Origin of the sequence: Streptomyces sp. NPDC014727 (genome assembly GCF_043083485.1) — a bacterium.
Taxonomy (GTDB): domain Bacteria; phylum Actinomycetota; class Actinomycetes; order Streptomycetales; family Streptomycetaceae; genus Streptomyces.
This window is the reverse complement of the sequence record NZ_JBIBYR010000047.1, coordinates 1-26,827: the sequence shown is the minus strand read 5'-3', so window position 1 is coordinate 26,827 and position 26,827 is coordinate 1. Positions and strand designations below refer to the sequence as shown.

At 71.4% G+C, this 26,827-nt stretch carries 19 protein-coding genes and 1 pseudogene; 6 read left to right on the top strand and 14 right to left on the bottom strand.

Annotation, left to right across the window (positions count from 1 at the left end):
• Positions 1–7: 7 nt before the first annotated feature.
• Genes ACF1B9_RS36355 through ACF1B9_RS36335 form a run of 5 tightly spaced genes read right to left on the bottom strand, consistent with a single transcriptional unit; the run spans position 8 to position 8,197 of the window.
• Positions 8–1,978 carry an ATP-dependent DNA helicase gene (locus tag ACF1B9_RS36355; RefSeq protein ID WP_391744642.1) on the bottom strand — a complete coding sequence of 657 codons (1,971 nt, stop codon included), beginning with the start codon at positions 1,976–1,978 and terminating at the stop codon, positions 8–10.
• A 50-nt stretch (positions 1,979–2,028) separates the two neighbouring features.
• A complete protein-coding gene (locus ACF1B9_RS36350; protein WP_391744644.1) occupies positions 2,029–3,969 on the bottom strand; it encodes an IucA/IucC family protein in 1,941 nt (646 codons plus the stop codon).
• 60 nt (positions 3,970–4,029) lie between these two features.
• A complete protein-coding gene (locus ACF1B9_RS36345; protein ID WP_391744646.1) occupies positions 4,030–4,860 on the bottom strand; it encodes a GNAT family N-acetyltransferase in 831 nt (276 codons plus the stop codon).
• Positions 4,861–4,904: 44 nt separating this feature from the next.
• Entirely contained in the window at positions 4,905–6,794 is a 1,890-nt protein-coding gene (locus tag ACF1B9_RS36340; RefSeq protein WP_391744648.1) for an IucA/IucC family protein, read from the bottom strand.
• A 23-nt stretch (positions 6,795–6,817) separates the two neighbouring features.
• Positions 6,818–8,197: a diaminobutyrate--2-oxoglutarate transaminase family protein gene (locus ACF1B9_RS36335; RefSeq protein WP_391744649.1), complete on the bottom strand. Its 1,380-nt coding sequence runs from the start codon at positions 8,195–8,197 to the stop codon at positions 6,818–6,820.
• 328 nt (positions 8,198–8,525) lie between these two features.
• Between ACF1B9_RS36335 and ACF1B9_RS36330 the strand changes: the two genes are divergently transcribed.
• Positions 8,526–9,746, top strand: a complete 1,221-nt coding sequence (locus ACF1B9_RS36330) for a trypsin-like serine peptidase (protein ID WP_391744650.1) — start codon at positions 8,526–8,528, stop codon at positions 9,744–9,746.
• A gap of 195 nt (positions 9,747–9,941) precedes the next feature.
• Positions 9,942–10,154, top strand: a pseudogene (locus ACF1B9_RS36325) (hypothetical protein); the annotation flags it as partial.
• Positions 10,155–10,240: 86 nt separating this feature from the next.
• Here the strand turns inward: ACF1B9_RS36325 and hflX are convergent.
• The 9 genes from hflX to ACF1B9_RS36280 form a co-directional block, all read right to left on the bottom strand.
• Positions 10,241–11,761: a GTPase HflX gene (gene hflX, locus ACF1B9_RS36320; RefSeq protein ID WP_376218073.1), complete on the bottom strand. Its 1,521-nt coding sequence runs from the start codon at positions 11,759–11,761 to the stop codon at positions 10,241–10,243.
• A gap of 143 nt (positions 11,762–11,904) precedes the next feature.
• The gene (locus tag ACF1B9_RS36315) at positions 11,905–13,359 is read right to left on the bottom strand and encodes a M1 family metallopeptidase (RefSeq protein WP_391744652.1); all 1,455 of its coding nucleotides are present in this window, start codon (positions 13,357–13,359) and stop codon (positions 11,905–11,907) included.
• Positions 13,360–13,469: 110 nt separating this feature from the next.
• Positions 13,470–15,623, bottom strand: a complete 2,154-nt coding sequence (locus ACF1B9_RS36310) for a RelA/SpoT family protein (protein WP_391744653.1) — start codon at positions 15,621–15,623, stop codon at positions 13,470–13,472.
• Between the two features lie 140 nt (positions 15,624–15,763).
• Positions 15,764–16,636: a diaminopimelate epimerase gene (gene dapF, locus ACF1B9_RS36305; RefSeq protein ID WP_391744654.1), complete on the bottom strand. Its 873-nt coding sequence runs from the start codon at positions 16,634–16,636 to the stop codon at positions 15,764–15,766.
• 121 nt (positions 16,637–16,757) lie between these two features.
• Positions 16,758–17,198, bottom strand: a complete 441-nt coding sequence (locus tag ACF1B9_RS36300; RefSeq protein ID WP_391744779.1) for a hypothetical protein — start codon at positions 17,196–17,198, stop codon at positions 16,758–16,760.
• Between the two features lie 107 nt (positions 17,199–17,305).
• A complete protein-coding gene (gene miaA / locus ACF1B9_RS36295) occupies positions 17,306–18,244 on the bottom strand; it encodes a tRNA (adenosine(37)-N6)-dimethylallyltransferase MiaA (RefSeq protein WP_391744655.1) in 939 nt (312 codons plus the stop codon).
• A gap of 56 nt (positions 18,245–18,300) precedes the next feature.
• Positions 18,301–18,510 (bottom strand): hypothetical protein, encoded by a 210-nt coding sequence (locus ACF1B9_RS36290; RefSeq protein ID WP_391795973.1) that lies wholly within the window; start codon positions 18,508–18,510, stop codon positions 18,301–18,303.
• A gap of 147 nt (positions 18,511–18,657) precedes the next feature.
• The gene (locus ACF1B9_RS36285) at positions 18,658–19,272 is read right to left on the bottom strand and encodes a LuxR C-terminal-related transcriptional regulator (RefSeq protein ID WP_391744657.1); all 615 of its coding nucleotides are present in this window, start codon (positions 19,270–19,272) and stop codon (positions 18,658–18,660) included.
• A 17-nt stretch (positions 19,273–19,289) separates the two neighbouring features.
• A complete protein-coding gene (locus tag ACF1B9_RS36280) occupies positions 19,290–20,588 on the bottom strand; it encodes a sensor histidine kinase (RefSeq protein ID WP_391744659.1) in 1,299 nt (432 codons plus the stop codon).
• Positions 20,589–20,865: 277 nt separating this feature from the next.
• On the opposite strand from ACF1B9_RS36280, the gene ACF1B9_RS36275 reads away from it, so the two are divergent.
• The 4 genes from ACF1B9_RS36275 (at position 20,866) to ACF1B9_RS36260 (ending at position 26,714) form a co-directional block, all read left to right on the top strand.
• Positions 20,866–22,737 (top strand): BTAD domain-containing putative transcriptional regulator, encoded by a 1,872-nt coding sequence (locus tag ACF1B9_RS36275; protein WP_391744661.1) that lies wholly within the window; start codon positions 20,866–20,868, stop codon positions 22,735–22,737.
• Between the two features lie 117 nt (positions 22,738–22,854).
• On the top strand, positions 22,855–23,370 hold the full coding sequence (locus ACF1B9_RS36270; RefSeq protein WP_391744662.1) for a DedA family protein: 516 nt from the start codon (positions 22,855–22,857) through the stop codon (positions 23,368–23,370).
• A 159-nt stretch (positions 23,371–23,529) separates the two neighbouring features.
• Positions 23,530–24,267: an ABC transporter ATP-binding protein gene (locus ACF1B9_RS36265; protein WP_391744663.1), complete on the top strand. Its 738-nt coding sequence runs from the start codon at positions 23,530–23,532 to the stop codon at positions 24,265–24,267.
• Positions 24,261–26,714 (top strand): FtsX-like permease family protein, encoded by a 2,454-nt coding sequence (locus ACF1B9_RS36260; protein WP_391744664.1) that lies wholly within the window; start codon positions 24,261–24,263, stop codon positions 26,712–26,714. The genes ACF1B9_RS36265 and ACF1B9_RS36260 overlap by 7 nt, the downstream gene beginning before the upstream one ends.
• Positions 26,715–26,827: the final 113 nt, after the last annotated feature.

The window sequence follows — 26,827 nt, the reverse complement described above, 5'->3', positions numbered from 1 at the left end:
GGACGGACTACCGGCCGTCGGCCTTGGCCGCCGAATCGATCGCTGCGAGCGAGCGGCGCGCCTGATTACGGTCGGTCGTGTACCAGAAATCGGGCAGCGAGGCGCGCAGATAGCTGCCGTACCGGGCGTTGGCCAGGCGCGGATCGAGCACCGCGACCACGCCCTTGTCGCCCGTGGCCCTGACCAGTCGGCCGGCACCCTGGGCCATCAGCAGCGCGGCATGCGTGGCCGCGACGGCCATGAACCCATTGCCGCCCGCCTCCTCGACCGCCTTCTGGCGCGCGCTCATCAACGGATCGTCGGGGCGCGGGAACGGGATCCGGTCCATGACCACCAGCTGGCAGCTGGCCCCGGGCACATCGACACCCTGCCAGAGAGACAGCGTGCCGAAGAGGCAGGTCTCGGGGTCGGCTGCGAAGTTCTTGATCAGCTCTCCGAGGGTCTCCTCGCCCTGCAGCAGGATCGGCTTGTCGAGTCGCCCTCGCATTTCCTCGGCGGCGGCCTGAGCCGCCCGCATGGACGAGAACAGCCCGAGAGTGCGCCCGCCCGCCGCCTCCACCAGCTCGGCGAGCTCGTCCAGCATGTCGGTGCGGGATCCCTCCCTGCCGGGCGTCGCCAGATGCCGGGCGACGTACAGGATGCCCTGCTTCGGGTAATCGAACGGTGACCCGACGTCGAGTCCCTTCCATTGCGGAATGTCATCGCCCGCAGTGCCCTCGGGAGCGAGCCCGAGCGACGCCCCCACCCCGTTGAAATCCCCGCCGAGCTTGAGCGTCGCCGATGTGAGGACGACGGACCGTTCGGCGAAGAGCTTCTCGCGGAGAAGTCCGGAGACGGAGAGCGGGGCGACCCGCACGGAGGCGCCGAAACGGTCGTGTCGCTCGTACCAGACGACGTCGTACTCCGAGCCCTGGGTGATCCGCTCGGCGACGCCGTGGATCGTCTCCACCGATGCGAGTGCCTGCTTACGGACGGCGTCCTCGTCCTGAACGGACTTGTCCCGGGTGGCGCCCAGGGCCGAGATCACCGTACGCGCGGCGTCCCGGAGGGCCAGCAGTGCGTAGCCGAGGTCCTCGGGGACCTCTTCCAGCCGGCCGGGGAGCGCCAGCTCCATCACCCGCTCGAAGCCCTCCGACGCGGTCTGCAGGGCGTCGGCCGCCTTCTCGTTGACCAGCTTCGCCGCTCGGCGCACAGCGCGGTTGACCTGACCGGGGGTGAGCTCTCCGGTGGCCACTCCGGTGACCCGGGAGACCAGCTCATGGGCCTCGTCGACGATCAGCACCTCGTGCTGCGGGAGCACCGGGGCGCCCTCGATGGCGTCGATGGCGAGGAGGGCGTGATTGGTGACCACGACATCGGCGAGCTTGGCACGCTCACGGGCGAGCTCCGCGAAGCACTCGGCGCCGTACGCGCACTTGGAGGCGCCCAGACATTCGCGCGAGGAGACCGAGACCTGCGCCCAGGCGCGGTCGGAGACACCGGGGGTGAGGTCGTCACGGTCCCCGCTCTCCGTCTCGTCCGACCAGTCGCGCAGCCTCAGCAGATCCTGGCCGAGCTTGCTCGACGGGGCCGCGGCCTCGAACTGATCGAAGAGTCCCTCCTCCTCGTCCTGCGGCACTCCTTCGTGGAGCCGGTGCAGGCAGAGATAGTTGGACCGGCCCTTGAGCATGGCGAACTGGGGGCGTCTGCGCAGCAGCGGGTGCAGGGCGTCGACCGTGCGCGGAAGATCGCGCTCCACGAGCTGGCGCTGCAGCGCCAGCGTCGCCGTGGCCACCACTACGCGCTCCCCGTGCGCCAGCGCGGGCACCAGGTAGCCGAGGGACTTGCCGGTGCCGGTGCCGGCCTGGACGAGCAGATGGGATTGGTCGTCGACAGCCTCGGCGACGGCCTCGGCCATGGCGGCCTGGCCAGGCCGTTCCGTACCGCCGACAGCGGTCACGGCGGCGTGGAGGAGCTCGGGGAGGGATGGCTTCGTCATAGCCCGACCAGCCTACGGTGCACCACTGACAACGGCGATCACTCCCGGACTCAGACGGAGGGGTGGAGCGGGTTCGGAACGGTTCCGTGGATGGCGGCGTGCGGCCGCCGGGGGCGGTCCCGGTAACCGTCCACATGCAGGCGGTTGCGGTTCAGGCAGAGGCGTTGGATGCGGGGCGTCAGCATGTCGAACATCTCGAAACGCTCCTTGAGCTCGGGAAAGCGGGCGTGGTACCGCAGGATCTCGGCCCGCACGAGTGACCAGAAATCGGCTTCCGGGACTCCCAGCTGCTCCTCGCAGAGCGGGGACAGGAATCGGAAGACACCGATGAACAGTCCGGCGTGAATGAACTGGGTGAGGAACGAGGGGGGCTCGGTGAGGAGGATGTCGCGTACGTCCTGCGGCATCGACGCGTGCTCCGGCAGCGGCTGGGAGCTGATGTTCACATCGTCCACGAAGTCCTTGATCGCCAGGCGCACCGGTACGTCCTGGTCGTCGAAGACGACGATGGCGTTCTCGCCGTGCGGGGAGAACACGGTGCCGTAGCGGTAGAGGAAGTGCAGCAGCGGCGGGAGCAACGCGGCGAAGAGCCGGGTCAGCCAGGTGGTGGGGGTCAGTCCCGAGCGGGCGACGAGTTCGGCCGAGAAGGCGCGTCCCCGGGGATCGGTGTGGAGCAGCGAGGCGAGGGTCCGGGCCCGTTCACCCGGCGCGAGCCTGGGCTGGAGCGGTTCTCGCCAGATCGCGCCGAGGATCTCCTTGAACTGGTACGGGGCCTCGGGAAGGTGGTCGTAGAGCGGGTGCTCGACGGTCACGGAGGCCACCTCGCCGAGCAGGATGACCCCACAGGTGTCGCGCAGAAAGGCGTCCTGGTCACGCAGGCCCTGGACCCACCCGGTGACGGCGGGGGCCGCGAGGGTGCGCTCGGTCGGCAGACCCCGCCAGACCAGCGTGTTGAGGATCGACAGGGGCAGTTTGACCGTGTGCCGGTCGGGACGGGACACGTTGGTCAAGGTACGGATGGACTGCTGCGGCAACCGGTCGTCCGCGTCGGCGTGGAGCGGAACGATGTCGCCCGCGGCAATGGCCGGGGCGAAGACCGGAACGATCCATTCGTCCCACTGCCAGGGGTGCACGGGGAGACAGAGATAGCTGTCGGGATCGAGGCCGCGGGTGTGGAGCACGGCGGCGAAGGAGTCGCGGACCGACCGGTCGAGTTCCTGCGCGTACAGCTGCCGAGGAGTGGCCAGGCCGGTCACTCCCCGGTAGGCGGCGATCCGGGTGGAGACGGCGATCCACGGCAGCCTGACCGGCGTGCGGGCCTCGGGGGCGTAGCAGGAGGCGTCGGTGGCGGAGAAGCCGAGGCGCCCCTTGTTGGCCACGAGCCAGGGGTGACCGGTCTGATGCCCTTCCAGCTCGGCGTAGTCGAGGTCGGCCAGCCGGGCGACGGGGAGCGCGGTGCGGTCGAGCCGGACGTCGGCGGCGAGGGTGGTGGTGATCTCGCGGATGAGGTGGCCGAGGGTGGCGCCGTCGATCCCGAGGAGGTGGCGAGCACGGGCGAGGAAGCTCAGCGGGTCATGAAAGGGGACGGTGTCGCTGTTCCGGTTCCGGAGCTGATCGGCGAACGTGTCCGGGCCACTGCCGTACGTCGATTCCGCAGACGCGCTCCGGTCGCTGTCGCGCGCCGATTCCGCAGGGGCGGCCCCGGCGCTCCCGCGCGTCTCACGAATCGAATCGGGAGCGACGAGCCAGCCGCCGTACACGCCCCGTCGGGCGCTGAAGCTCAGGATTCCGCCGTCGTCGAGTCCGAGGATGTACGTGTCGCTCCCGTCGGCCTGTGCGACCGGTTCGACGACTTCCTCGTAGGCGAACTGACCGAGCATCTTCGCAAGCAGCCGGGCGGCGGCTCCGTCCCAGGCCGCCCGGTTCAGTTCCGGTGTGCTGAGCAGAGGGGCTGACTCCGCTGCATCATGGCTCGCGGGATATTTCGGCACAGGGCCTCCTCGGGACGGAACCGATGGGGTGATTGCGGTATACGCAAGGCAGCAGATCGTTCACAGCTGGGCACGGTGGGTTCGTTCGCGGACCATCAGGGCAGCTCGCTTGTCGGGGAGTTCGACTTCCGCGGAGAAGCGGAAGCCGGCGCTCAGGAAGGCGGAGACGGAGGGGGTGTTTCGCAGGTCGGGTTCCGCGACGACACGCGCGCACAGGGGGCGGTTGTCGAGCACGAGGTCGGAGACGGCCCGCAGCAGGGTGGTGCCGACCCCGCGTCCCCGGTTGTTCACACCGCCGATGAGCAGGTGGATTCCGGTGTCGTGCGGGCGGGCGGGGTAGTGGCGCGCCAGCGGATCGAGATCCGCTCGGTAGATCTCCCAGTAGCTCATGGGAATCCCGGCCAGCACGCCGAGACATGGGACGCTGCGTCCGTCGCCGTCGAGTTGAGGACGCAGGTGGTCGGCGGTGACCGCTTCGGGGCCGGCGAGTTCCCAGAAAGCGGCGACCGCGGGGTCGTTCATCCAGCGGCTGATCACGGCGAGGTCGCGTTCCAGCCGTACGGGTACGAGCTGGAACACTCCGGCCGGGGTGGCCGCCGGTCCCCAGTCGGCCGGGTGGTCGAGCAGATCAGCGAAGGCCGCACTGCCCGTGGCCGTCCGTCTGCCTGCGGCCGGGCCCGCGTCGCCCGGTTCGGACGACGCGGACGTGTTCGGCGACAGGGACAGCGCCGGGGTGGCCGGTGCTTCCTCCCCGGGCGTGGCCGGTTCCTCCTCCTCGAACAGGGCGAGGAGTTCTTCGGAGAGCGGCAGGTCCAGGGTGTCCTCGGCGCCCGTGTCGGTCGGCGGGGCAGGGCCGGCACCGGCTTCGGTGTGCGCATCGGCGGGAGCCACGGTGTCGCTCTCCTCTCGGCGGATCAGATGATTGCCATGTTCTTTCAGGCGTACAAGGGATTGGCCATGGTGACGTAGACGGACTGGGTGTCCACGGGCCCGACGAGTTCATCGAGGCCGTGCAACCGGGTCAACAGGTTGGCCTTGCACCGCAGATAGGAGTTCTCCAGCAGATGCGCCGGCAGGGGGGAGCCCAGCGCGGTGGCCGAGTCGAGGAATCGGCGGAACGCGGCGATGAGCACCTGTTCGTCGGCGAGGCGCTGTGCGCCGAAGGCCCCGATCAGGCCGAACACGTTGTTGATGCCGACGTAATAGGCGAAGCGTTCGTCGGTGACCGCGTCGGGGACGAAGGTGTCGCTGACCCGTCCGATGCCGGGGAGCCGGTGCTCCAGCGCGGTGCGGTGGGACTCACGGAAGTAGTAGCCCTGGTTGTCACGGTATCGGCCGCCGACGGGCCAGCCGTGGGGGTCGAGCAGCACCAGCGTGTTCTGCTGGTGGGCTTCGAGCGCGACACCCGCGTGACCGTCGAGCCAGAGAACCGGACGTACGACGCGGTCGAGATAGCGCAGGAACCATTCGGTGGCGACCGCCCCCACGGCTCGTCCGGTGGCGGCAGCCAGGGCGAGGACGATCCCGGTGAGGCGTGAGTGCGTACCCGTCCGGCCCGGCCAGGGGCGCGGGGCGGTGAGCGCGGCGATGCAGACCGCGTCGTCGAACGGCCCGAAGGGGTTGTGACGCAGCATCACGTCGAGACCCGCGACGGGCTCGCCGTCCGGGCCGTCGACGGCGAGCCAGGCGGGGTCACGGACGATGTCGAAGCCGGGGTGTACCGCGTGCCACCGCGCGGCGAGGCCGCTGCGGAGCAGCCGGTGCACCTCGACCCCGCGGTGGAGTTCCTTGCGGAGGTTCTCCCGGCGGGAGTTGGTGATGCGGAGGCCGAGGGAGAGCTTGAGCATCATGTCGGCGTCCGGCCGGTGCACGGTACGGACGGAGGAGGTGGGGTGCCAGGGCTTCCCGTGCGGCCCCAGGTCGTGGAGGAGTCCGGCGTCGAGCAGGGCGGCGACTTCGGGCCGGTGTCCGAGTTCGCGGGCCTGCCAGGGGTGGAGCGGAATCGGTGCGGTGTTGTCGGGGAGTCGAAGCCCCTCGGTGTGGGAGGTGACCAGTTCCGCCGCCGGTACCGGACGGCCGCCCTCGGTCCAGGCGGAGTCGGTGGCCAGTACGGACCGGTGGACAGCCATCCAGTGGAGCGGGAAGGAGCCGTGCGACTCGGGCGAGTAGCGGCGGCATTCCGCTTCGGAAAGGCCTTCGCGGCTCTTGGGCGTGGGGTGGAGCGGATGTCCGAGGAGGAGTGACTGCTCGGCGGTGAGGAAGAGGTCCGCTTCGGCCGGGGCCTCGGGGGTGCGGCGCCGCTCGGCGATGAAGCTGGCGGTTCGCTGTACGGAGTCGGCGACCCGGGCCACCATGTCGGTGCCCCCGTCGCGGTCGGCCTCGCGGCTCAGGAGCGCGGCGACCGTCACGGCGTCGACGGGTGGCGCACCTTCGGGTGCCCCTTCCAGGACGGGCATGCCGAAGCGGTGCCAGCCCGTGACGGACCAGTAGACGACGGGGACGAGCAGCGCGGATCCGCTCGCGGGAAGGGGGATACGGAGGGTTTCCCCGGCCGGTCGGGACAGATCGCTCTCCCGAACCCAGCAGCGGAGCAGATTCTCGACACCGGCCGTGTCGGCGGCGCGCAGCGGATCCGGATGGTCGAGGAGGTCAGTGGGCGCCTCGGCGCTCTCCATGTGCATCGGGAGGTACTGCTCATCGTGCGGTGCCGCCTTCTGGCGCGGCACGGTGGTGTGCTCCACGACGAGGTTGCCGGTGAGCCCGGCCGGTCCTCCCTGCGGGGTGGGGGGAGGGCCGTCGGCCTGGGGCGCGGGGGTGGGGTTCACGGCGGTCTTCCTTGTGAGGGGGGTCAGCGAATCGCCCCGGTCGTGGTCCGGCGGTGCGGCAGGCGCTCGGCGGCTGCCAGGGCGTCGGCGAGGCGGTCCACGACCGCTGTTGCCTGTTCGTCGGTGAGAGTGAGGGGCGGGAGGAGGCGTACGACGGTGGAGTGGCGTCCGCCGAGTTCGACGATGAGCCCGCGGCGCAGGCATTCCTGCTGAACGGCGGCGGCGAGGGCCGGGGCGGGCGGTGGCTCGGGGCCGTCGCCCCGCGCCGGGGCCTCGGGGTCGACGAGCTCCACCCCGATCATCAGGCCCCGTCCACGGACGTCTCCGATGGACGGGTGGTCCGTGGCCAGCGCCTGGAGGCGCGCGAGCATCCGGGCACCGAGCGTCGCGGCACGCTCGGCGAGGTGGTTCTCCCGTACGAAGGAGAGGGTGGCCGTGCCCGCCGCCATGGCGAGTTGGTTGCCCCGGAAGGTACCGGCGTGGGCGCCCGGCTGCCAGGTGTCGAGTTCGGAGCGGTAGACGATCACCGCGAGCGGGAGGGAACCGCCGATGGCCTTGGAGAGCACCATCACGTCGGGCACGATCCCGCTGTGTTCCACCGCCCAGAAGGCACCGGTGCGCCCCACACCCGTCTGGACCTCGTCGGCGATCAGGGGGACGGAGCGGGTCTCGGTGATCTGACGCATCCGGCGCATCCAGCCGTCGGGGGCGGGGTTCACGCCGCCCTCCCCCTGCACCGGTTCGAGGATCATGCCGGCCGGTGGGGGTGTGCCGCCCTTGGGGTCGTCCAGCAGGTTCTCCGTCCAGCGGGCGGCGATCTCCGCGCCGCGCCCGCCTCCGACGCCGAAGGGGCAGCGGTAGTCGCGGGGGAAGGGAAGTCGTGTCACGCGTACGTCCTCGGCGCCTCCCGAAGCGGCCAGGGCTCCGGCCGTCATTCCGTGGTAGGCGCCGGTGAAGGCGAGAAGCCCGCTGCGGCCGGTCGCGGTACGGACCAGCTTGAACGCCGCCTCGACGGCGTCCGTGCCGGCCGGTCCGCAGAACTGGATCCGGGCGTTGTCGGCGAGCCGCCTCGGCAGGGTCGCGAACAGCTCCGTCGTGAAGGCGTCCTTGACCGGGGTGGCGAGGTCGAGCACCTGGAGCGGTGCGCCCGAGTCGATCACCTTCTTGATCGCCTCCAGGACCACCGGGTGGTTATGCCCGAGCGCCAGGGTGCCTGCCCCGGAGAGACAGTCGAGGTATCGCCGCCCGTCCGCGCCCTCGATGGTCATCCCCCGGGCCCGTACCGGCACGATGGGCAGTGAACGCGCATAGGTACGGGCGGCGGATTCACGCAGTGACTGGCGGCGCAGGATCCCCTCGTGCCCCGCCGGTGCTGCCACCGGAGCTGGTTCGGTCACGGCCACGGCTGTTGGTCCTCCCGCTGTAACAGTTGCGTTGCACGTCGGTACGTCGGCGCACGGACGGACTGCGGGGATGAACGCTGTCCGCGAGTCCCTCGTACTACCAACGACGCCGGACGCCGGGGATCACGGCCGAATCCGAAGATCCTTGCGGAGGCGGAACCGTGGCCCTGCCGCGTGCCGTCCCCATCGGCACCGGCATAGTGGGGGCCGCACGGAGGGCTCGGGCACATTTCCGGCAGTCCGCAGGGCGTTCGGAACGAACGGCTCGCGGCAGTACCGAAGTGCAGTACAGAAGTGTTGAGTTACGAAGTCCCAGGGGGATCACCACATGCGACTCATTCGACCGGCTCTCGCCGCACGTCAGGAGGGCACACGCCGTAGGCGCTCCTCGGTGCTCGCCACGGCCGCGGTCACCGCGGTCCTCGCGCTCACCGCCACCGCCTGCGGGCCCGGCGAGGACGAAGCGAGTGACAAGCCGAGCAGTCCCGCAGGCCAGGCCGCGGACGGCAAGATCACCATTCCGGACGATCTGAAGAACCGGCTCAAGGAACACGGAATCGATCTCGACCAGTGGAAGAACGGCGAGTGGAAGAACTGGGACAGGGACAAGTGGCTGCGCGAGGCGAAGGACTTCGTCAACCCGATCATCGAGGGGCTCTGGGACCCGGACCGGATGCGGGATGCCGACAAGTCGCCGGAGAAGCCGGTCGACAACGACATCTCGGGTGATGTGGGCGTGACGGACCCGACCCCCGCGCCGGTCCGGGCCGCCGGTGTCCGAACGCCGTACCACGCCAACGCCGCGGAGTCCGGGAAGCTGCTCTTCGACAGCCCCGAGGGTTCCATGGTCTGCTCCGCGACGGTGGTGAAGGACCCGGCCCACCCCGGCAAGTCCAACCTGGTGTGGACGGCGGGGCACTGCGTGCACGCGGGCAAGAAGGGCGGCTGGTACCGCAACATCGCCTTCGTTCCGTCGTACAACAACAAGGGTCTGTCGCCGGCGGAGCTGAAGACGGCGACCAAGCAGGAGATCGCCCCGTACGGCGTGTGGTGGGGCCAGTGGGCGCAGACGTCCGACCAGTGGATCTCCCAGGGCGCCTCGGTCGGCGGCCAGGGCGCCCCGTACGACTTCGCGGTGCTGCATGTCACCCCGGAGAAGGGCTCCACGGGCAAGTCGCTGGAGGAGACGGTCGGCTCCGCGCTGCCCGTCGAGTTCAACGCACCGGCCGTGCCGAAGATCGGCAGCATGACGGCCACCGGCTTCCCGGCCGCTCCGCCGTACGACGGCCAGAAGGCGTTCCAGTGCGCGGACAAGCCGGGCAGGCTCTCGCTGACCGCGCAGGACCCGACGATGTACCGCATCGGCTGCACCATGACCGGCGGAGCCTCCGGTGGCGGCTGGGTCGCAGCGGGCCAGGACGGCAGGCCCGCGCTGGTCTCGAACACCTCCATCGGCCCGGTGACGGCCGGCTGGCTGGCGGGGCCGCGCTTCGGCAAGGAGGCCAAGGGCGTCTACGAGTCGGTCAGCAAGAAGTACGCGGGGCAGTGACGACAGTCCGTCAGCCGGCTCTTCCGGATGACGGATGACGGATGACGGATGACGGATCTTCAGGGGCTCCCGGTGCGGCAAGCGCCCGCCGGGAGCCCCTGCCGTCGGGTGGTGGCCATGGGCCGCCCGCGACCCGTTCCTCCGTGGCGAGGAGCATGGTCCACCCCGTCATAGGGTGGGCCTGCATTCACGGCGGCCCTGGGTCCGGCCACCATGTACCACATCGGCTGCACCATGACGGGCGGCTCGTCCGGCGGCGGATGGTTCAGCAAGGGCTGACGGCAAGTCGTCCTCGTCTCGAACACCTCCATCGGACCGGGGACTTCGGGCCGGCTCGCTGGTCCGCACCTGGTCAAGGGCGCGCAGGACGTCTTCACCATGATGAGCGAGAAGCTCGGCGGCCACTGACGGCCACCCGCACGAAGGACGCCCGAAGGCCCGCTCCGAACGAGGGAGCGGGCCTTCGGTCCGTACCGAGCCGTGCCGTGTCGCGGTCAGTGCGCCACGGGCACGTACGCGGAGAGGTCGGCTGCCAGTTCCTCATGGACCCGTGCCTTGAGCAGGGTGCCCTCCGACGTGTGCTCCTCGGAGATCACCTCGCCCTCGGCATGCACCCGGGAAACGAGCCCGCCCCGGGTGTAGGGCACGAGCGCCTCGATCTCGACCGACGGCCGGGGCAGTTCGCTGTCGATGAGCGCCAGCAGCTCGTCGATGCCGACACCGGTGCGTGCCGAGACCGCGATCGCGTGCCTCTCGATGCGCAGCAGCCGCTGCAGCACCAGTGGATCGGCCGCGTCCGCCTTGTTGATGACCACGACCTCGGGTACGTCCACCGCACCCACTTCGCGGATCACCTCGCGCACCGCGGCGAGCTGTTCCTCCGGCACCGGGTGGGAGCCGTCCACCACATGCAGGATCAGGTCGGATTCACCGACCTCCTCCATGGTGGAGCGGAACGCCTCGACGAGGTGGTGCGGCAGATGCCGTACGAACCCGACGGTGTCGGCCAGGGTGTAGATCCGGCCGCTCGGCGTCTCGGCCCGGCGCACGGTCGGGTCCAGCGTGGCGAACAGCGCGTTCTCCACCAGGACACCGGCCCCGGTCAGGCGGTTGAGCAGCGAGGACTTGCCCGCGTTGGTGTAGCCGGCGATGGCGACCGACGGCACCCTGTTGCGCTTGCGCTCCTGGCGCTTGATCTCGCGGCCGGTCTTCATCTCCGCGATCTCCCGGCGCATCTTCGCCATCTTCTCGCGGATCCGACGCCGGTCCGTCTCGATCTTGGTCTCACCGGGGCCACGGGTGGCCATGCCGCCACCGCCACTGGAACCGCCGCCGCCCATCTGACGGGAGAGCGACTGGCCCCAGCCGCGCAGCCGCGGCAGCATGTACTGCATCTGTGCCAGCGAGACCTGCGCCTTGCCCTCCCGGGACTTGGCGTGCTGGGCGAAGATGTCGAGGATCAGAGCGGTCCGGTCGACCACCTTGACCTTGACGACGTCTTCCAGATGGATCAGCTGGCCGGGGCTCAGCTCACCGTCGCAGACGACGGTGTCGGCCCCGGATTCGAGGACGATGTCGCGCAGCTCCAGTGCCTTGCCCGAGCCGATGTAGGTGGCCGGGTCGGGCTTGTCGCGGCGCTGGAAGACGGCGTCGAGCACCTGCGCACCTGCTGTCTCCGCAAGTGCGGCCAGCTCCGCGAGGGAATTCTCCGCGTCCTGCACGGTCCCCGATGTCCAGACACCGACCAGCACCACACGCTCCAGGCGCAGCTGTCGGTACTCGACCTCGGTGACGTCCTCGAGCTCTGTGGAGAGGCCCGCCACTCGCCGCAACGCGGCACGCTCGGAACGGTCGAACTGCTCGCCGTCCCGCTCTCCGTCGATCTCGTGGCTCCAGGCGACGTCCTCTTCCATCAGGGCGTCGGCCCGAAGGCTCTCGGTGAGGCTCTCGGTGACATTCTCCGTAGCGCTCTGCGCGTGCTGCGCGTCCTGGGGAAGGGAAGAAGAGGAGGTCATTGGATCCTTACGTCGATGAAAGTCCGTTACATCAGTCACAACGCGTGACCTCTCCCGATGATTCCCACTGTCGGGAATCACCGATCCGGCCGCCGCGGCGACTCGTCGATAGTGGCATGGTCCGCCGCGCCCGTCACCCTGGTTTACCGCTGTCCGGTGGGCTCGGCACTGTGCCAGTCCGGGTGCCCCGGCATCGGCGGGGTCTTCCTGCCGTACAGCCAGTCGTCGAAGAACTTGGTGAGGTCGCGGCCGGCTGTCTGCGAGGCCAGCCGGACGAAGTCCGCGGTGGCGGCGTTGGAGTCCCGGTGTTTTTTCACCCAGCTCCGCTCCAGCAGGTCGAACGCTTTCTCACCGATCTCCTGGTGCAGCGCGTAGAGGACCAGCGCGCTGCCGTCGTACACCACCGGCCGGAACAGGCTGAGCTTCTGTCCGGGCGCAGGAGTGTCGGGGCGGGCCGGCGGGCCGCCCGCGGCGCGCCAGTCGTCGGACCTGGTGTAGGCCTCATGCATGCGGCTCTCCAGCTTCTTGCCGGCGTGCTCCTCGGCGTAACGGGCCTCGTACCAGGTGGCGTGTCCCTCGTTGAGCCAGAGGTCGGACCAGGCACGCGGCGATACGCTGTCGCCGAACCACTGGTGTGCCAGTTCGTGCACCATGATCGAGTCGACGTACCACTCCGGGTAGGCGGTCTGGGTGAACAGGGACCGTTCGAAGAGCGCGAGCGTCTGGGTCTCCAGCTCGAAGCCGGTTTCGGTGTCCGCGACCAGCAGTCCGTACGTCTCGAAGGGGTAGCGGCCGACCTGCCGCTCCATCCAGTCCAGCTGGGCGGGCGTCTTGCCGAGCCAGTGCTCCAGGCGCTTCCGGTCGGCGCTCGGCACCACGTCACGGACCGGCAGACCGTGCGGCCCGGTCCGTCGCAGGACGGTGGAGCGGCCGATGGTGACCTGGGCCAGTTCGGTGGCCATGGGGTGTTCGGTCCGGTAGGACCAGGTGGTCTCGGCACCGTGCCGGGCCGTGCCGGTGGGCAGGCCGTTGGCCACCACCGTGAAATCCTTGGGGGCGGTGATCCGGAAGGTGAAGTACGCCTTGTCGGCGGGGTGGTCGTTGCTGGGGAAGACGCGGTGCGCGGCGTCCGCCTGATTGGCCATGGCCAGACCGTCGGCGGTACGCACCCAGCCGCCGCTCTCCTTCTTCCCGCTCGGGTCACTGGTGTGCCGGACGGTGATGTGCAGCGGTACTCCGGCGGGGAGCGGGCCGGGGGGCCGGATGACCAGATCCTCGTCGGCCGTCGCGAAGTCGGCCCGCAGACCGTTGACCTCGACCTCGCGGACCTTGCCGTGGGTGAAGTCGAGGTTGATCCGGTCCAGCTGCTCGGTGGTCCGCGCGTCGATCGTGGTGACGGCGTCCAGCGGTTTGCTGTTGCTGCCGCGGTAGGTGAGCCCGATGTCGTACGAGAGGACGTCGTACCCGGGGTTGCCGAGGTGCGGGAAGAGCGGATCGCCGATACCGAGCGGCACGGGTGAGGGGAGGGCGGCGGCGACGAGGGTGGCCGATGCAGTGGCCAGCAGAGCGGCCCGCAGACGGCGGGAGATGAACGGCATGACCTACCGCTACCAGCGACTCCCGCCCGAGCAGGCGCGGCGCGCGCCGCGCCACTCGAACGAGATCGTCCCGACGGACGGCTGCGCGGCGGGGCCGGACGGCGTGGGCGTCAGACGGCGGCGGGGTGCTGCGCGCGGCTCACGTCGTAGACGCCCGGTACGTCGCGCATCGCGCGGATCAGCGCCGGAAGTCCGGCGGCGTCGGCGAGCTGCAAGGTGTAGGTGTGCCGGACGCGCTGTTCGCTGGGTGGTTCGACGGTGGCGGAGATGATCGCCGCGTCCGCCGTCGCGATCGCCTCGGTGAGATCGGCGAGCAGCCGGGCCCGTCCGAAGGACTCGGCGACCAGGGTGACGCGACAGCCGACCGTGTCTTCCCAGCTCACCCCGACCGGCACCCGGCCGACGGACCGCATCCGGGAGACCGCGGAGCACTCCAGCCGGTGCACGGTGACGGCTCCGCCGCGCACGACGAATCCGGTGACGGCGTCGGGGGGTGCGGGCGTGCAGCAGCCCGCGAGTCGTACGTCGGCGTCCGGCCGGTCCACCACGGCGCTCGCGGTACGGGGCTCGGCCCCGTCGCCCCCGGGGCCACCGGTTTCCTGGGGCTGCGGCTCGGACCTGGGCTCCGCGGTACTGCTGCTGTGCGGGCCCCGGGTGTCCTCGGGGTGGGCGTCCAGCCAGCCGGTGATGGCGATGCGGGCGCCGGGGGTGCGGGCGTGGTCGAGCCAGTCGGGCGACGGGCCGGAGGCGGAGTCCTCGGCGAGCAGCGGTTGCACGGTGTCGCCGTCGCTCAGCACGGTGCCGAGGGTGGCGAGCCGGCCGTTGACCCGGGCGCCGATGCAGCTGTGCGCCTCGTCGCCGTACTGCGCGTAGGCGGCGTCGACGCAGCTGGCTCCGGCGGGCAGCCCGAGCGTGCCGCCGTCCGTGCGGAAGACCGTGATCTCGCGGTCCTGGGCGAGGTCGGCGCGGAGCGTGGTCCAGAAGGTGTCGGGGTCCGGGGCGCACTGCTGCCACTGGAGGAGCCTGGAGAGCCAGCCGGGCCGGGTCGGGTCGGCGCGCTCCCCGTCCGCGGGCTCGACGGGCTGGGTGCCGGAGCCGCTGTCCGCGGCGTACGGGTTGCCGAGGGCGATGACACCCGCCTCGGCGACCTTGTGCATCCGGTGCGTACGGATGAGTACTTCGGCGACCGCCCCGTCGGGGCCCACGACCGCGGTGTGCAGTGACTGGTACAGGTTGAACTTGGGTGCGGCGATGAAGTCCTTGAACTCGGAGATGACCGGGGTGAAACAGGTGTGCAGTTCGCCGAGCACGGCGTAGCAGTCGGCGTCGTCACCGACGAGCACCAGCAGTCGGCCGAAGTCGGTGCCGCGCAGTTCGCCGCGTTTGATCCTGACTCGGTGCACGGAGACGAAGTGGCGTGGCCTGATGAGGACTTCCGCGGGGATGTCCGCCTCCCGCAGCACCGTCGCCACGCTCTCGGCGACGGCCGCGAGCGGGTCCCGGACGGCCGCGGCGGAGGAGGCGTCCGGCCGCGCCGACGCGGCGGCGATCAGTGCGCGGGTGTGTTCGTACTCCTCGGGGCGGAGGATCGCGAAGACGAGGTCCTCCAGCTCGGTCTTGAGGGCCTGTACGCCGAGCCGTTCGGCCAGCGGGATCAGCACGTCACGGGTGACCTTGGCGATCCTGACCTGTTTCTCGGGGCGCATCACGCCGAGGGTGCGCATGTTGTGCAGCCGGTCGGCGAGCTTGATCGACATCACCCGGACGTCGTCCCCGGTGGCGACGAGCATCTTGCGGAAGGTCTCGGGTTCGGCCGCCGCTCCGTAGTCGACCTTTTCGAGTTTGGTGACGCCGTCGACGAGGTAGCAGACCTCTTTGCCGAACTGTTCCCGCACCTGATCGAGGGTCACGTCGGTGTCCTCGACCGTGTCGTGGAGCAGGGAGGCGGTGAGCGTCGTGGTCTCGGCGCCGAGCTCGGCGAGGATCAGCGTGACGGCGAGCGGGTGCGTGATGTACGGCTCGCCGCTCTTGCGCATCTGTCCGCGGTGCGAGGACTCCGCGAGCACGTAGGCCCTGTGCAGGACGGAGAGGTCGGCGTCGGGGTGGTGGGCCCGGTGGGCCTCGGCGACATGGCCGATCGCGTCGGGCAGCCGGTCACGGGAGACGGGGCCGAGCAGCGCGACGCGGCCGAGCCTGCGGAGATCGATCCGGGGACGGCCCCGCCTGCGGACGGGCACATCTGGGTTGGTGGCCTCTGCGCTCATGGGGCACCTCCGGCAGCGTCGACCGGCGGTGGGGAGGTGCGGTCGCTCCTCCGGGCCGGTGCTTGATGCTACCGAGCCCACCACGTGGCGGAGTCCGGCTCTCGCTCAGCGTGAAACGGATCACCCATTCGAGCGAAGGTCTAGCCGCTCAGCGTTTCGAGCCAGGCCGGGTCGATCAGGCCTTCGGCGACGATCTCGGCGGCTCCGGTCATCTCGATCTCGCCGTCCGGCCGCTCGGTGATCACGAGCGTGCCGCCGGGCACGTCGACCGTGTATGTGACCGGGGTGCCGGTCTCCGCGGGGTCGGCGCCGTCCCGGCGGGCCGCGGCGACGGCCACGGCGCAGGCGCCCGTCCCGCAGGAGCGGGTCTCGCCGGAGCCGCGCTCATGGACCCGCATCGCGACATGGCGCGGTCCGCGGTCCACGACGAACTCGATGTTGACGCCGTCGGGGTAGACGGCCGCGGGGCTGTAGGGCGGTACGGCGAGCAGATCACCGGCGTGCGCCAGGTCGTCCACGAAGGCGACCGCGTGCGGATTGCCCATGTTCACGTTGCGGGCGCCCCAGCTGCGGCCGTCCAGGCTGACCGTGACGCCGTCCTCGGGGAGGGTGGCGCGGCCCATGGAGACCGTGACGTCGCCGCCCTTGGCGATGTGCACCTTCTTCACGCCGCCGCGGGTCGCGACGGCGAGATCGCCCTCCTCGACGTACCCGGCGCGCTGCAGAAAGCGGGCGAAGACACGTACGCCGTTGCCGCACATCTCGGCGATCGAACCGTCGGCGTTGCGATAGTCCATGAACCACTCGGCCTCGCCCGCCACGGCCCGCGCCTCCGGGTGCGCGGCGGACCGCACGACGTGCAGCAGTCCGTCACCGCCGATACCGGCCCGGCGGTCGCACAGCCGCGCGACGACGGAGGCGGGCAGGTCGACGGCGTTGTCCGGGTCGGGAACGATCACGAAGTCGTTCTCGGTGCCGTGGCCCTTGAGGAAGGCGATCCGGGATGTGCTCACAGGGCAACTGTACGAGGAGTCACCGGCAGTCGGCGAGAACGGGCCGCGCGACGGCGCACGCGGGTGGGAGACGGAGCGTCGCGGCGGCCGGACGGCAGCGCGGCGGGGGTCGCTCCGTCCGTCAGTGGCGCAGTCGTGCCACGCGCCAGACGGCCAGGGAGACCAGCGCGGCGCACACCACGACGTACAGGGCGATCACGCGCCAGTCGGAGCGCTCGCCCGAGCCCCGCTGCGGCAGTCCGGGCCAGGTGTGGCCCACGCGGCGGGCGGCCATCATCCCCCAGCCGGCGGCGCAGCAGCTGATCAGCAGGCCGAGCATGGCGACGACCGGCCCGCCGTCGCCGAACTCGAAGGCCAGCGGGAACGCGAACATCAGCGAACCCACGGCGGCGAGCATCACGATCGGCGCGAGCTGCCAGATGCGCAGCCGCCGCGCGGGCCGCAACTCGACCTCGACCTCGGGGGTCGCCTCGGGTTCGTCGGGCCCGTCGGGGCTCAGCCGTACCGCCTCGTGCGGCGTTTTTGGTGCGTCTTGTTCCGTGTCGCGAGGGCCGGCCTCCATCGCCACGCGCCCTCCCAACTCGGACTCCACTGGTCGATCGATGCTCGATGATGGCATGGTCCCGGCCGCCGAAATGACGGGCAGGGCTTCCCGATGCCATCACGTGATCAGGCTGTAACCGCCCGTTCGACCAACGCCAGCGCCTGACGCGGGAGTTCCCCGCGGTGCTCCGCCGCGCCGTTCAGCCAGTGGACCCGCGGGTCGCGACGGAACCACGAGTCCTGACGGCGCGCGAATCGTTTGGTGGCGCGGACGGTCTCGGCGCGCGCCTCGTCCTCGGTGCATTCCCCGGCCAGCGCGGCCAGCACCTGCTGGTAGCCGAGCGCCCTGGACGCGGTGCGTCCTTCGCGCAGGCCGTGCCCCTCCAGGGCGCGCACCTCGTCCACGAGTCCGGCCGCCCACATCCGGTCGACTCGCAGGGCGATGCGTTCGTCGAGTTCGGGGCGGGCCACGTCGACGCCGATCTGGACGGTGTCGTACACCGCATCGTTACCGGGGAGGTTGGCGGTGAAGGGCTTGCCGGTGATCTCGATGACTTCGAGGGCCCTGACGATTCGGCGACCGTTGCTGGGCAGAATGGCCCGGCCCGCTTCGGGATCGGCGGTGGCGAGGCGGGCGTGCAGCACCCCGGAGCCGCGTTTCAGCAGTTCCTCCTCCAGCCTGGCCCGTACGTCGGGGTCCGTACCGGGGAACTCCAGGGCGTCGATGGCGCCCTTCACATAGAGGCCGGAGCCGCCGACCAGGACAGGGGTGCGGCCCGCGGCGAGCAGCCTGTCGATCTCGGCACGGGCCAGCCGCTGGTACTCGGCGACGCTGGCGGTCTCGGTGACGTCCCAGATGTCCAGCAGCCGGTGCGGAATGTCACCGCGTTCGGCGGGCGTCAGCTTCGCGGTGCCGATGTCCATGCCCCGGTAGAGCTGCATGGAGTCGGCGTTGACCACCTCACCGTCGAGCCGCTGAGCAAGGAATACCCCCAGATCGGACTTTCCGGCCGCAGTGGGACCGACGACGGCGATGACCCGCGGCGCGGGAGCTGAACTTCTCACCGCCCCAGTCTCGCAAACCTCCGGACCCGAATCTCACGGGATCAAACATAAGAAATTCATAAAGGAGTGGGAAATAAGGAGAAGAGGGTGCCTCCCGGCCGCACACACCCGGCCGCGGCGGAGTCCGGGCGGGGCGCAGAGGCGGGACCGGCAGCGAGCACCGCGTCCTTGTCGGCGGGGGCGGCCGAGGCGGGGGTCACGGACAGCAGAGCGACGGTCATGGCGAGTGCCGTGCCGGCCAGCGAGACGGGGATGTGCCGACGCATGAATGTCCTCCAGGGCGGGTGGGGGCGACCGCGACGGGGGTTCGTCGGGGCGCGCCCAGCTTCCGCCACGGGCATACGACGGATGTGCGCCGGAGCTATATCGGCCTGCCGCGCCGCCGCGGAAGGCCGGGAAGGGCCGGGGAAGTGTCAGGCCCTCAGGAAAGCGAGCACCGCGAGCACCCGACGGTGCGTCTCGTCCGCCGGAGGCAGGTCGAGCTTGGTGAGGATGCTGCCGATGTGCTTGCCGACCGCCGCCTCGGAGACGACCAGCTCGCGGGCGATCGCGCCGTTCGACCTGCCCTGAGCGACCAGGGCAAGGACCTCCCGCTCACGCGGCGTCAGCCGCTCCAGCGGATCCCGGCGACGGCGCAGCAACTGGCGTACCACCTCGGGGTCGACGACGGTCCCGCCGTCGGCGACCTCGGCCAGCGCGTGCACGAACTCCTCGACCTGGCCGACACGGTCCTTGAGGAGATAGCCGACGCCCGATCCGTCGCCGGAGTCGAGCAGCTCGGACGCGTAGGCCCGCTGCACGTATTGGCTCAGGACCAGGACGGGCAACGTCGGCTGTTTCTCGCGCAGTCGGACCGCCGCGTGCAGGCCCTCGTCCTGGAAGCCGGGCGGCATCCGCACGTCGGTCACGACGATGTCCGGGTGGTGCTCGGCGACCGCGGTGAGCAGCCCCGGCGCGTCCCCGACCGCCGCGACCACCTCGTGGCCGCAGCGGGTCAGCAGACCGATGAGTCCCTCGCGCAGCAGCACGCTGTCTTCGGCCAGAACTACGCGGAGGGGTCGGTCCGCTCGTAAGGGTCGCAAGGAATCTCCACACGCAACAGGGTCGGCCCACCCGGCGGGCTGGACAGGACAAGTCTGCCATCAAGGACCGACACCCGGTCCGCGAGTCCGGTGAGGCCGCTGCCGCCCTCCTCGCTCGCACCGCCCCGGCCGTCGTCGCGCACCTCCAGGACCAGCCGTCCGTCCCGGTGCCCGCCGGTCACCTCGGCGCGGCTCGCCCCGCTGTGCTTGGCGACGTTGGCCAGGGCCTCGGACACGACGAAGTACGCCGCCGCCTCCACCGCTTGGGGCAGTCGCTCCGGGACCCGCAGGGCCGTCTCGACCGGAATCGCCGAGCGGTCGGCGGCGTCCGCCACCGCCGCCTCCAGGCCGTAGTCCGTGAGCACCCTGGGGTGGATGCCGTGGATGAGTTCCCGTAGTTCCGTGAGCGCCTGGCCCGCCTCGTCATGGGCCTTGGCGAGCTGGTCGGCCAGTGGCCCCGGGGGCGCGTCGAGGCGGGCCAGGCCGAGCGTCATCGTCAGCGCGACCAGGCGCTGCTGTGCCCCGTCGTGCAGATCGCGTTCGATGCGGCGCCGCTCCGTCTCGAAGGCGTCCACCAGCCGCACCCGGGAACGTACGAGTTCGGTGACCTTGGCGCCCAGGCCGGCATCCCTCGGGGCGATCAGAAGGCGCGTCAGCTCGGCACGCGCCCCGGCCACGAGCCCCAGGAGGTACGCGCCCAGCGCGAGCAGCACCACTCCGAGCACGGCCACACCGAACGCCGCCGGCCAGGTGGTGACCGTCCACTGCTTGAGCACCTTCGTCTCCCGGCCGTCCCCGAGGGTCGCCAGCAGGACCGGCGTGGCGGCCATCGACGCCGGGCACAACAGAGCCACCATGACGGCGAGTGCGTCGAGCGGCCACAGCACCACCGCGAACAGCAGCGCGTACCCGAGTTCACGCCAGGTCACCTGCTCCCGCAGCCGCGTGCGCAGCCATCCCCACAGACCCGGCACGGACGGCGTGCGGTGCGGGTCGGCGGCCGTGTCGAGGTCGATGAGGCGCAGCCTGCGCCGTTCCACGGACGCCACCGGGATCCCGCCGAGCGCCGCGAGCACGAGGAGCGGCAGACCCACCAGGACGACGGCGAGTACCCCGCCGACCGCGGCCGCGGTCACGATCGAGACCAGCGCGACGGCACCGGCCACCACGCCGGTGACCAGGTACGCCACCGACCGCCAGGGCCAGGCCGAACGCAGGAAGTCCGGCCCGGTCATGGCCTGCCACACATTCCGAGCATGCATGGCGTCACCCTAGAAGGCGCGAAACCGGCCGGACCATCGGTCCAGTGGGCATGTTCGGGGTAGGGCCGCCCCTACCTTCCCCGGTGAGGCCCTGTACACGGCGGTGGCGGCCGGACCAGCGGGGGCGGCGACAAGGACTTGCCACCGCAGCCTGTTGCCATTTCCGAAGGCTCAATTCCGCCACAACTTGGCCGAACAATGGCCAGGAGTTCACGCTCCGGCGTGCTGATCGGCTGTGGCCGCACAGGGCGGCCACGGCCGTACAAGGGGGGCACACATGGAATTCCAGCTTCTGGGACCGGTCGAGGCAAGAGAGGGAACACGTCGCATCGCACTGTCGGGATCGAAGGCACACACCGTGCTGGCCGTGCTGCTTCTGGCGCGCGGCCGGGTGGTGGGAGACGATCGGCTGAGCTCGCTGCTGTGGGGGTGGGAGCCGCCGGTCACCATGAACGCCCAGATCTACACCTACATATCGAGACTCAGAAAGCTGCTCGGGCCCGGCGTCGAACTGGTCCGCAGGCAGCCCGGCTATCAGCTGATCGCCGAGGGCGCGACGGTCGACGCCGTCGAGTTCGAGCGGCTCGACCGGCAGGGGCGCAAGGCCCTGGAGGAACGGCGGTTCGCGGAGGCGGAGGAGCTGTTGCGGCGCGCGCTCGACCTGTGGCAGGGTCCCGCGCTCGCGAATGTGACGCCCTATCTCGCCGAGGCGGAGCTGCCGCAGCTGGAGGAAGCGCGGATGAGCGCCGTGGAGCACCGCATCGAAGCCGATCTGGCACTGGCGCGGCATCGGCGGCTCGTCCCCGAACTCACCGGTCTGGTAGGCGAGTTCCCGGTGCGGGAGAGGCTGCGCGGCCAGCTGATGACGGCGTTGTACCGGTGCGGGCGGCAGGCCGAGGCCCTGCGCACGTACCACGAGGGCCGCAAGGTGCTCGCCGAGGAGCTCGGGGTGGATCCGGGCAGCGAACTGACGGCCAAGTACCAGGCGGTGTTGTCGGGTGAGTTGAGCCTGCTGCCGGAGCCGGCACACCTGCCCACCTCGGCCCCGCACTCCGGCCCCCCTTCCGCCGTCGCGCCGATGTCACCGGTCATGCTGCCGCCCGACATCGCGGACTTCACCGGCCGGAAGAGCCAGTTCACCGAGTTGTGCGCGCAGTTGACCGACACCCCGGCGGATCGGCGTGCCGGGTCGCGGCCACGGCGACTGCTGATCTCCGGGATGGCGGGCGTCGGCAAGACCGCGCTCGCGGTGCGGGTGGCGCACGCCGTCGCGGCCGAGTTCCCCGACGGACTGCTCCACGCGCGGCTGCGCCACCGCGACGGCACGGTCAAGGAATCCGGACAGGTGCTCTCGCATCTGCTGCGAGCGCTCGGTGAGCGGCCCGAGGCCCTTCTCTCCCCGGACGGCAGCCGGCTCCAGCTCGACGAACTGATCCGCCTCTACCGCACGAGGACCGCGGGGCGCAGGCTGCTCCTCTTCCTCGACGACGCGGCGAGCGAGCTCCAGCTCGACCCGCTGCTCCCGGCCACGGCGGACGCCGCCGTCCTCGTCACCAGCCGCAACAGGCAGAGCGCGGTGCCGGGCTTCCGCACCACCCCCCTCTACCCCATGGACGGCAGCGAGTCGCTCGCCCTGCTCTCGGCGATCGCCGGGGTCTCCCGCATCGTCACCGAGCCGCAGGCCTCCCGGGCCCTGGTCGACGCCTGCGGGGGGCTTCCGCTCGCGCTGCGGGCCGCCGCCACCCGGCTCGCCGCGCGGCCGCACTGGCCCGCCTCCCGCCTCGCCCGCAATCTCGCGCAGCCGGTGACGCGCCTGGCGGAACTTCATGTCGGCGATCTGGACATCGGCGGCCGCCTCGGCTCCGCACTGCGTCTGCTGCCTCCTCATGAGCTGGAGTTCACCCGGGCACTCGCCTCCTGCGGGCCCGCGGTCTTCTCCGCGTCGGCTGCCGCGCCGCTGCTCTGCAGGTCCGAGTCGGCGACCGAGGAGTTCCTCGAGCGCCTCGTCGAGAAGTCGCTCCTGGAGATGTCGGGCATCGACGCGGCGGGTGAACCCCACTACCGGTTCCACGAACTGGTCCGGCTGGCCGCCCTGGACTCCGGAGGGCTCGCGCTCGTCGGGAACCGGACGTTCACCGGGGCGAGCTGAACCGAACGCGGAGGGTATGCCTGGCCCTACCCCAGGTCTCGGTCCTGCCGCACTGCGCCGGCCCCCCGCGACGCGGTTTCGTTGAGCCATCGAAGTTGCGAGGAAGGCGGCATCCCGATGGTGGCTTGGCTGACCGAGCACACGCTGGTGTACGGAAGCCTCGGCGTCCTGGCGGCGGTGCTGCTCCTGCCCGCACTGGAGGCGGCGCTACCGCTGGTGGGTGCGCTGATGCCGGGGCAGACCGCCGTGCTGATGGGCGGGGTCCTCGCCTGGCACGGACAGGTGACCGTGGCGGCGGCTCTGCTGACCGCGGTCACCGGAGCCGTCGCGGGCAACCTGATCGGTTACGCGGTGGGACGACGCTGGAAAACCCGGGTCCTGAGCCGGATCCCGGACGGTGGCCGGTGGCAGCGGTACACCGAACGGGCCCTGGGGCTGATCGAACGGCGCGGCGGCGCGGCGGTGTTCGTCGGCCGCTTCACCGCCGTCCTGCGCACCCTCGTGCCGGCTCTGTGCGGGGCCACCCGGATGCCGCTGCGTCGCTACCTGGGCTGGTCCCTGGTCAGCAGTGCCGTGTGGGCGCCCGCCTTCGTCCTGATCGGGTACGCCATGGGCCCCGCGGGGCCGGGCTGACCCGTGCCGCGTGCAACCTCCTGCCGTCGCAGCCTCCTGCACCCCGCGCACCGCCTCCTGGCCGCCCGGCGACGGCCCGGCCAGGGCAAGGTGGCCGACGCGCTCCCGACCATCCGTCCCGCCCGATGTGCGGGTGACCGACACCGAATGAGTGGAAAGATGACTGACGACGCGATCAAGTTGCGCTCCGTGAGCAGGCAGTACGGGTCGGGGGGCGGCGCGGTGACCGCCCTCGACCAGGTCTCTCTCGGCTTCCCCAAGGGCACGTTCACCGCCGTCATGGGCCCGTCCGGTTCGGGCAAGTCGACTCTGTTGCAGTGCGCGGCCGGGCTCGACCGGCCCACCTCGGGCTCGGTCACCGTGGGCGGCACCGAACTGACCGGGCTGAGCGAGACCAAGCTGACCCTGCTGCGCCGCGACCGCATCGGCTTTGTGTTCCAGGCGTTCAACCTGCTGCCCTCGCTGACCGCCGAGCAGAACGTGGCGCTGCCACTGCGCCTGGCCGGGCGGCGTCCCTCGCGGGCCCGGGTCCGTGAGGTGCTGCACCAGGTCGGCCTCGACGAGCGCGCCGGGCACCGGCCCTCGGAGATGTCCGGCGGCCAGCAGCAGCGCGTGGCGCTGGCGCGGGCCCTGATCACCCGCCCCGAAGTGCTCTTCGGCGACGAGCCGACCGGTGCGCTCGACTCGCAGACCAGCCGCGAGGTGCTCGCCCTGCTCCGCGGCATGGTCGGCCGGGAGCAGCAGACGATCATCATGGTCACGCACGATCCGGTGGCCGCCGCCTACGCGGACCGCGTCGTCTTCCTCGTCGACGGGCGCGTCAACGGCGAGCTGATCGGGGCGAGCGCCGAAGAGATCGCCGCCCGCATGACCAAGCTGGAGGCCGTGCCGTGCTGAGCATCGCCCTGCGGACCCTGCGCACCCGCTGGATCACCTTCGTCGGCAGCTTCGTCGCGCTGTCGCTCGGCGTCGCGCTGATCGCCGTCATGGGGCTGGCCCTCGCCTCCTCGCTCGACGCGCCCGGCCGGGGGCCGGAGCGGTTCGCCGCCGCGCCGGTCGTGGTGAAGGGCGCGGACGAGCTCCGGGTGCCGACCCGGATCGGCGACCGGGTCCAGAAGCTGGCCGAGCCGCGCGCCGTGCCGGACCCCCTCGTGGTGAAGCTGCGCGAGCTCGGCCGGGTGGTCGAGGACCACTCCTTCGCCGTACGTGCCGAGGGCGGGCCGGGTGACCTGGTGGGTCATCCCTGGTCCACCGCCGCCTTCGCCCCGTACCGGATCAGCGAGGGGCGCGCGCCCCGGGCCGCCGACGAGGTCGTCGCCGGCGGCGACTGGGCCGCTGTGGGGCAGCGCATCGCCACGGACCGCGGCACCGTGCGGGTCACGGGCACCGTGACGGGGCTCGGCTTCGAGGACGCGCTCTTCTTCACCGATGCCCGGGCCGCCCGGCTCTCGCCGCACAGCGTCCAGCTGGTGGTCGATGCCGACGCGGACGCGGTGCGCCGGGCGGCGCAGGACAGCCCCGGCGTGCGCGTGCTGACGGGCGACGACCGCAGGCTCGCGGACGCCGACCCGGACCGCGACAGCGAGGCCCTGGTCGCGATGAACGCCATGTTCGGCACGGCCGCCGGTGTCACCGGCTTCGTATCGGTCTTCGTGGTGGCCTCGACGTTCGCGTTCGCCGTCGCCCAGCGGCGCCGCGAGTTCGGTCTGCTGCGCACGGCGGGCGCGACCCCCGGGCAGATCCGCCGGATGGTCTTCGCCGAGGCGCTGCTCGTCGGTGTCCTCGCGTCGGCCGCAGGCTGTGTCCTCGGCTCGTACGGCGCCCCCCGGCTGGCCCGGTGGGTCGTCGACAGTGAGCTGGCGCCGAGCTGGTTCACCATCGGTGACTACACCTGGCCGTACCACATGGCCTTCTGGACCGGCCTGCTGGTGGCGCTCTGCGGAGTGGTCGCCGCGTCGTGGCGGGCGGGCAGGACCGGCCCGGCCCAGGCGCTGCGCGAGGCGTCCGTGGACACCAGGACGATGACCTGGGGCCGCTGGCTCTTCGGCGGAGGCCTGCTGCTCGCCGCGGTCGTGACGCTCGCCATGGCACTGTCCACGGAACCGGGCGAACTGCTCCACCGCAAGACGTACGTGAGCCGCCCGATGCTCCTGATCACCGCGGTCGCCCTGCTCGCGCCGGTCCTGGTGCGCCCGCTGACCCGGCTCATCGCCTGGCTCCCGGCCCAACTCCCGGGCGCGGGCGGGATGCTGGTGCGCGAGAACGCGGCGGCGGGCATCCGTCGCACCGCGGCCATCGCGGCCCCCGTCCTGGTCACGGTCGCCCTCGCGGGCTCCCTGCTCGGCGCGACCGCGACACTCAACGAGGCCAAGGCCACCGAGACCCGCGACCAGGCCGCCGCCGACTACGTGGTGTCTCCCGCGGGCCCCGCCGGCTTCGACGCGGCCACCGTCGAACGGCTGCGGAAGGTCGAGGGCGCCGAGGTGTCCGCGACCTCCGCGAGCGCCGTCTACGTCCTGGAGGACGGCGTGGCGCTCGTCAAGTCCGAGGCGCGGGCGGCCGATCCGGCGATGCTCGCCAGGACCACGCGGCTACCGATCGCGTCGGGCCGGGTCGCCGATCTCGGCGACGACTCGATCATCGTCAACGAGGAGTGGGCGCGGCACACCGTCGGACAGCGCGTCGACGTCTGGCTCGGGGACGGCACGAAGAAGTCGCTGAGGATCGCGGCGGTGATGCGCACCGGCACCGGCAACAACGGCGTCTACGTCACTTTGCGCAACGCCCCGGGCGCGAGTGTCGACCGGGTCGACGTGTCGGTCGCGGGCGGCGCGGACGCCACCGCGGTCGCCGCGGGGCTGCGCGCGGCCGTCGCGGGCGGCGGGCAGGTGCGCTCCGAGGAGCAGTGGGTGCGGGCGAGTTACCCGGAGACCAACCGGACCACCCGTCTGGGCTTCCTGCTCGTCCTCGGCATCGCTCTCCTCTACACGGGGATCGCCCTCGCCAACACCCTGGTCATGGCGACGTCCGACCGGGTGCGTGACCTGGCGGTGCTCCGTCTGGCCGGGGCGACCAAGTGGCAGGTGCTGCGGCTGGTCGGTGCGGAGGCGCTGATGGTGGTGGCGGTCGGCGGGGTGCTCGGTCTCCTCGTCGCCGCGCTCAACCTGCTCGGGATCTGGAGTGCCCTCGGCATCCTCAAGGTGTGGACCAGCATCGAGGTCCCGTGGTCGACGCTCGGCGCGACCGTCGGCGCCTGCGCCGTCCTCGCCGTCGTCTCGGCGATGACCCCGGCCTGGTTCTCCTTGCGGCGCCGGGCGGTGGAGCTGGCCGGCATGCGGGAGTGAGCGGACGCGAAGGGCCGGGGCCCCCCCCCCCGAGGGGGGCGGGGGGCCCCCCCAAGCCGGGCCCGGGGGCGGGCCCGGGGGGGGGCCCAGGCCCCCCCCGACCGCGCGGGCCC

Excerpts from the sequence above, each read along its gene's own strand:
- ACF1B9_RS36355 (WP_391744642.1), bottom strand. The coding sequence starts at position 1,978 with ATGACGAAGCCATCCCTCCCCGAGCTCCTCCACGCCGCCGTGACCGCT.
- ACF1B9_RS36330 (WP_391744650.1), top strand. The coding sequence starts at position 8,526 with ATGCGACTCATTCGACCGGCTCTCGCCGCACGTCAGGAGGGCACACGC.
- hflX (WP_376218073.1), bottom strand. The coding sequence starts at position 11,761 with ATGACCTCCTCTTCTTCCCTTCCCCAGGACGCGCAGCACGCGCAGAGC.
- ACF1B9_RS36315 (WP_391744652.1), bottom strand. The coding sequence starts at position 13,359 with ATGCCGTTCATCTCCCGCCGTCTGCGGGCCGCTCTGCTGGCCACTGCA.
- ACF1B9_RS36310 (WP_391744653.1), bottom strand. The coding sequence starts at position 15,623 with ATGAGCGCAGAGGCCACCAACCCAGATGTGCCCGTCCGCAGGCGGGGC.
- ACF1B9_RS36300 (WP_391744779.1), bottom strand. The coding sequence starts at position 17,198 with ATGGAGGCCGGCCCTCGCGACACGGAACAAGACGCACCAAAAACGCCG.
- ACF1B9_RS36290 (WP_391795973.1), bottom strand. The coding sequence starts at position 18,510 with ATGCGTCGGCACATCCCCGTCTCGCTGGCCGGCACGGCACTCGCCATG.
- ACF1B9_RS36280 (WP_391744659.1), bottom strand. The coding sequence starts at position 20,588 with ATGCATGCTCGGAATGTGTGGCAGGCCATGACCGGGCCGGACTTCCTG.
- ACF1B9_RS36275 (WP_391744661.1), top strand. The coding sequence starts at position 20,866 with ATGGAATTCCAGCTTCTGGGACCGGTCGAGGCAAGAGAGGGAACACGT.
- ACF1B9_RS36270 (WP_391744662.1), top strand. The coding sequence starts at position 22,855 with ATGGTGGCTTGGCTGACCGAGCACACGCTGGTGTACGGAAGCCTCGGC.
- ACF1B9_RS36265 (WP_391744663.1), top strand. The coding sequence starts at position 23,530 with ATGACTGACGACGCGATCAAGTTGCGCTCCGTGAGCAGGCAGTACGGG.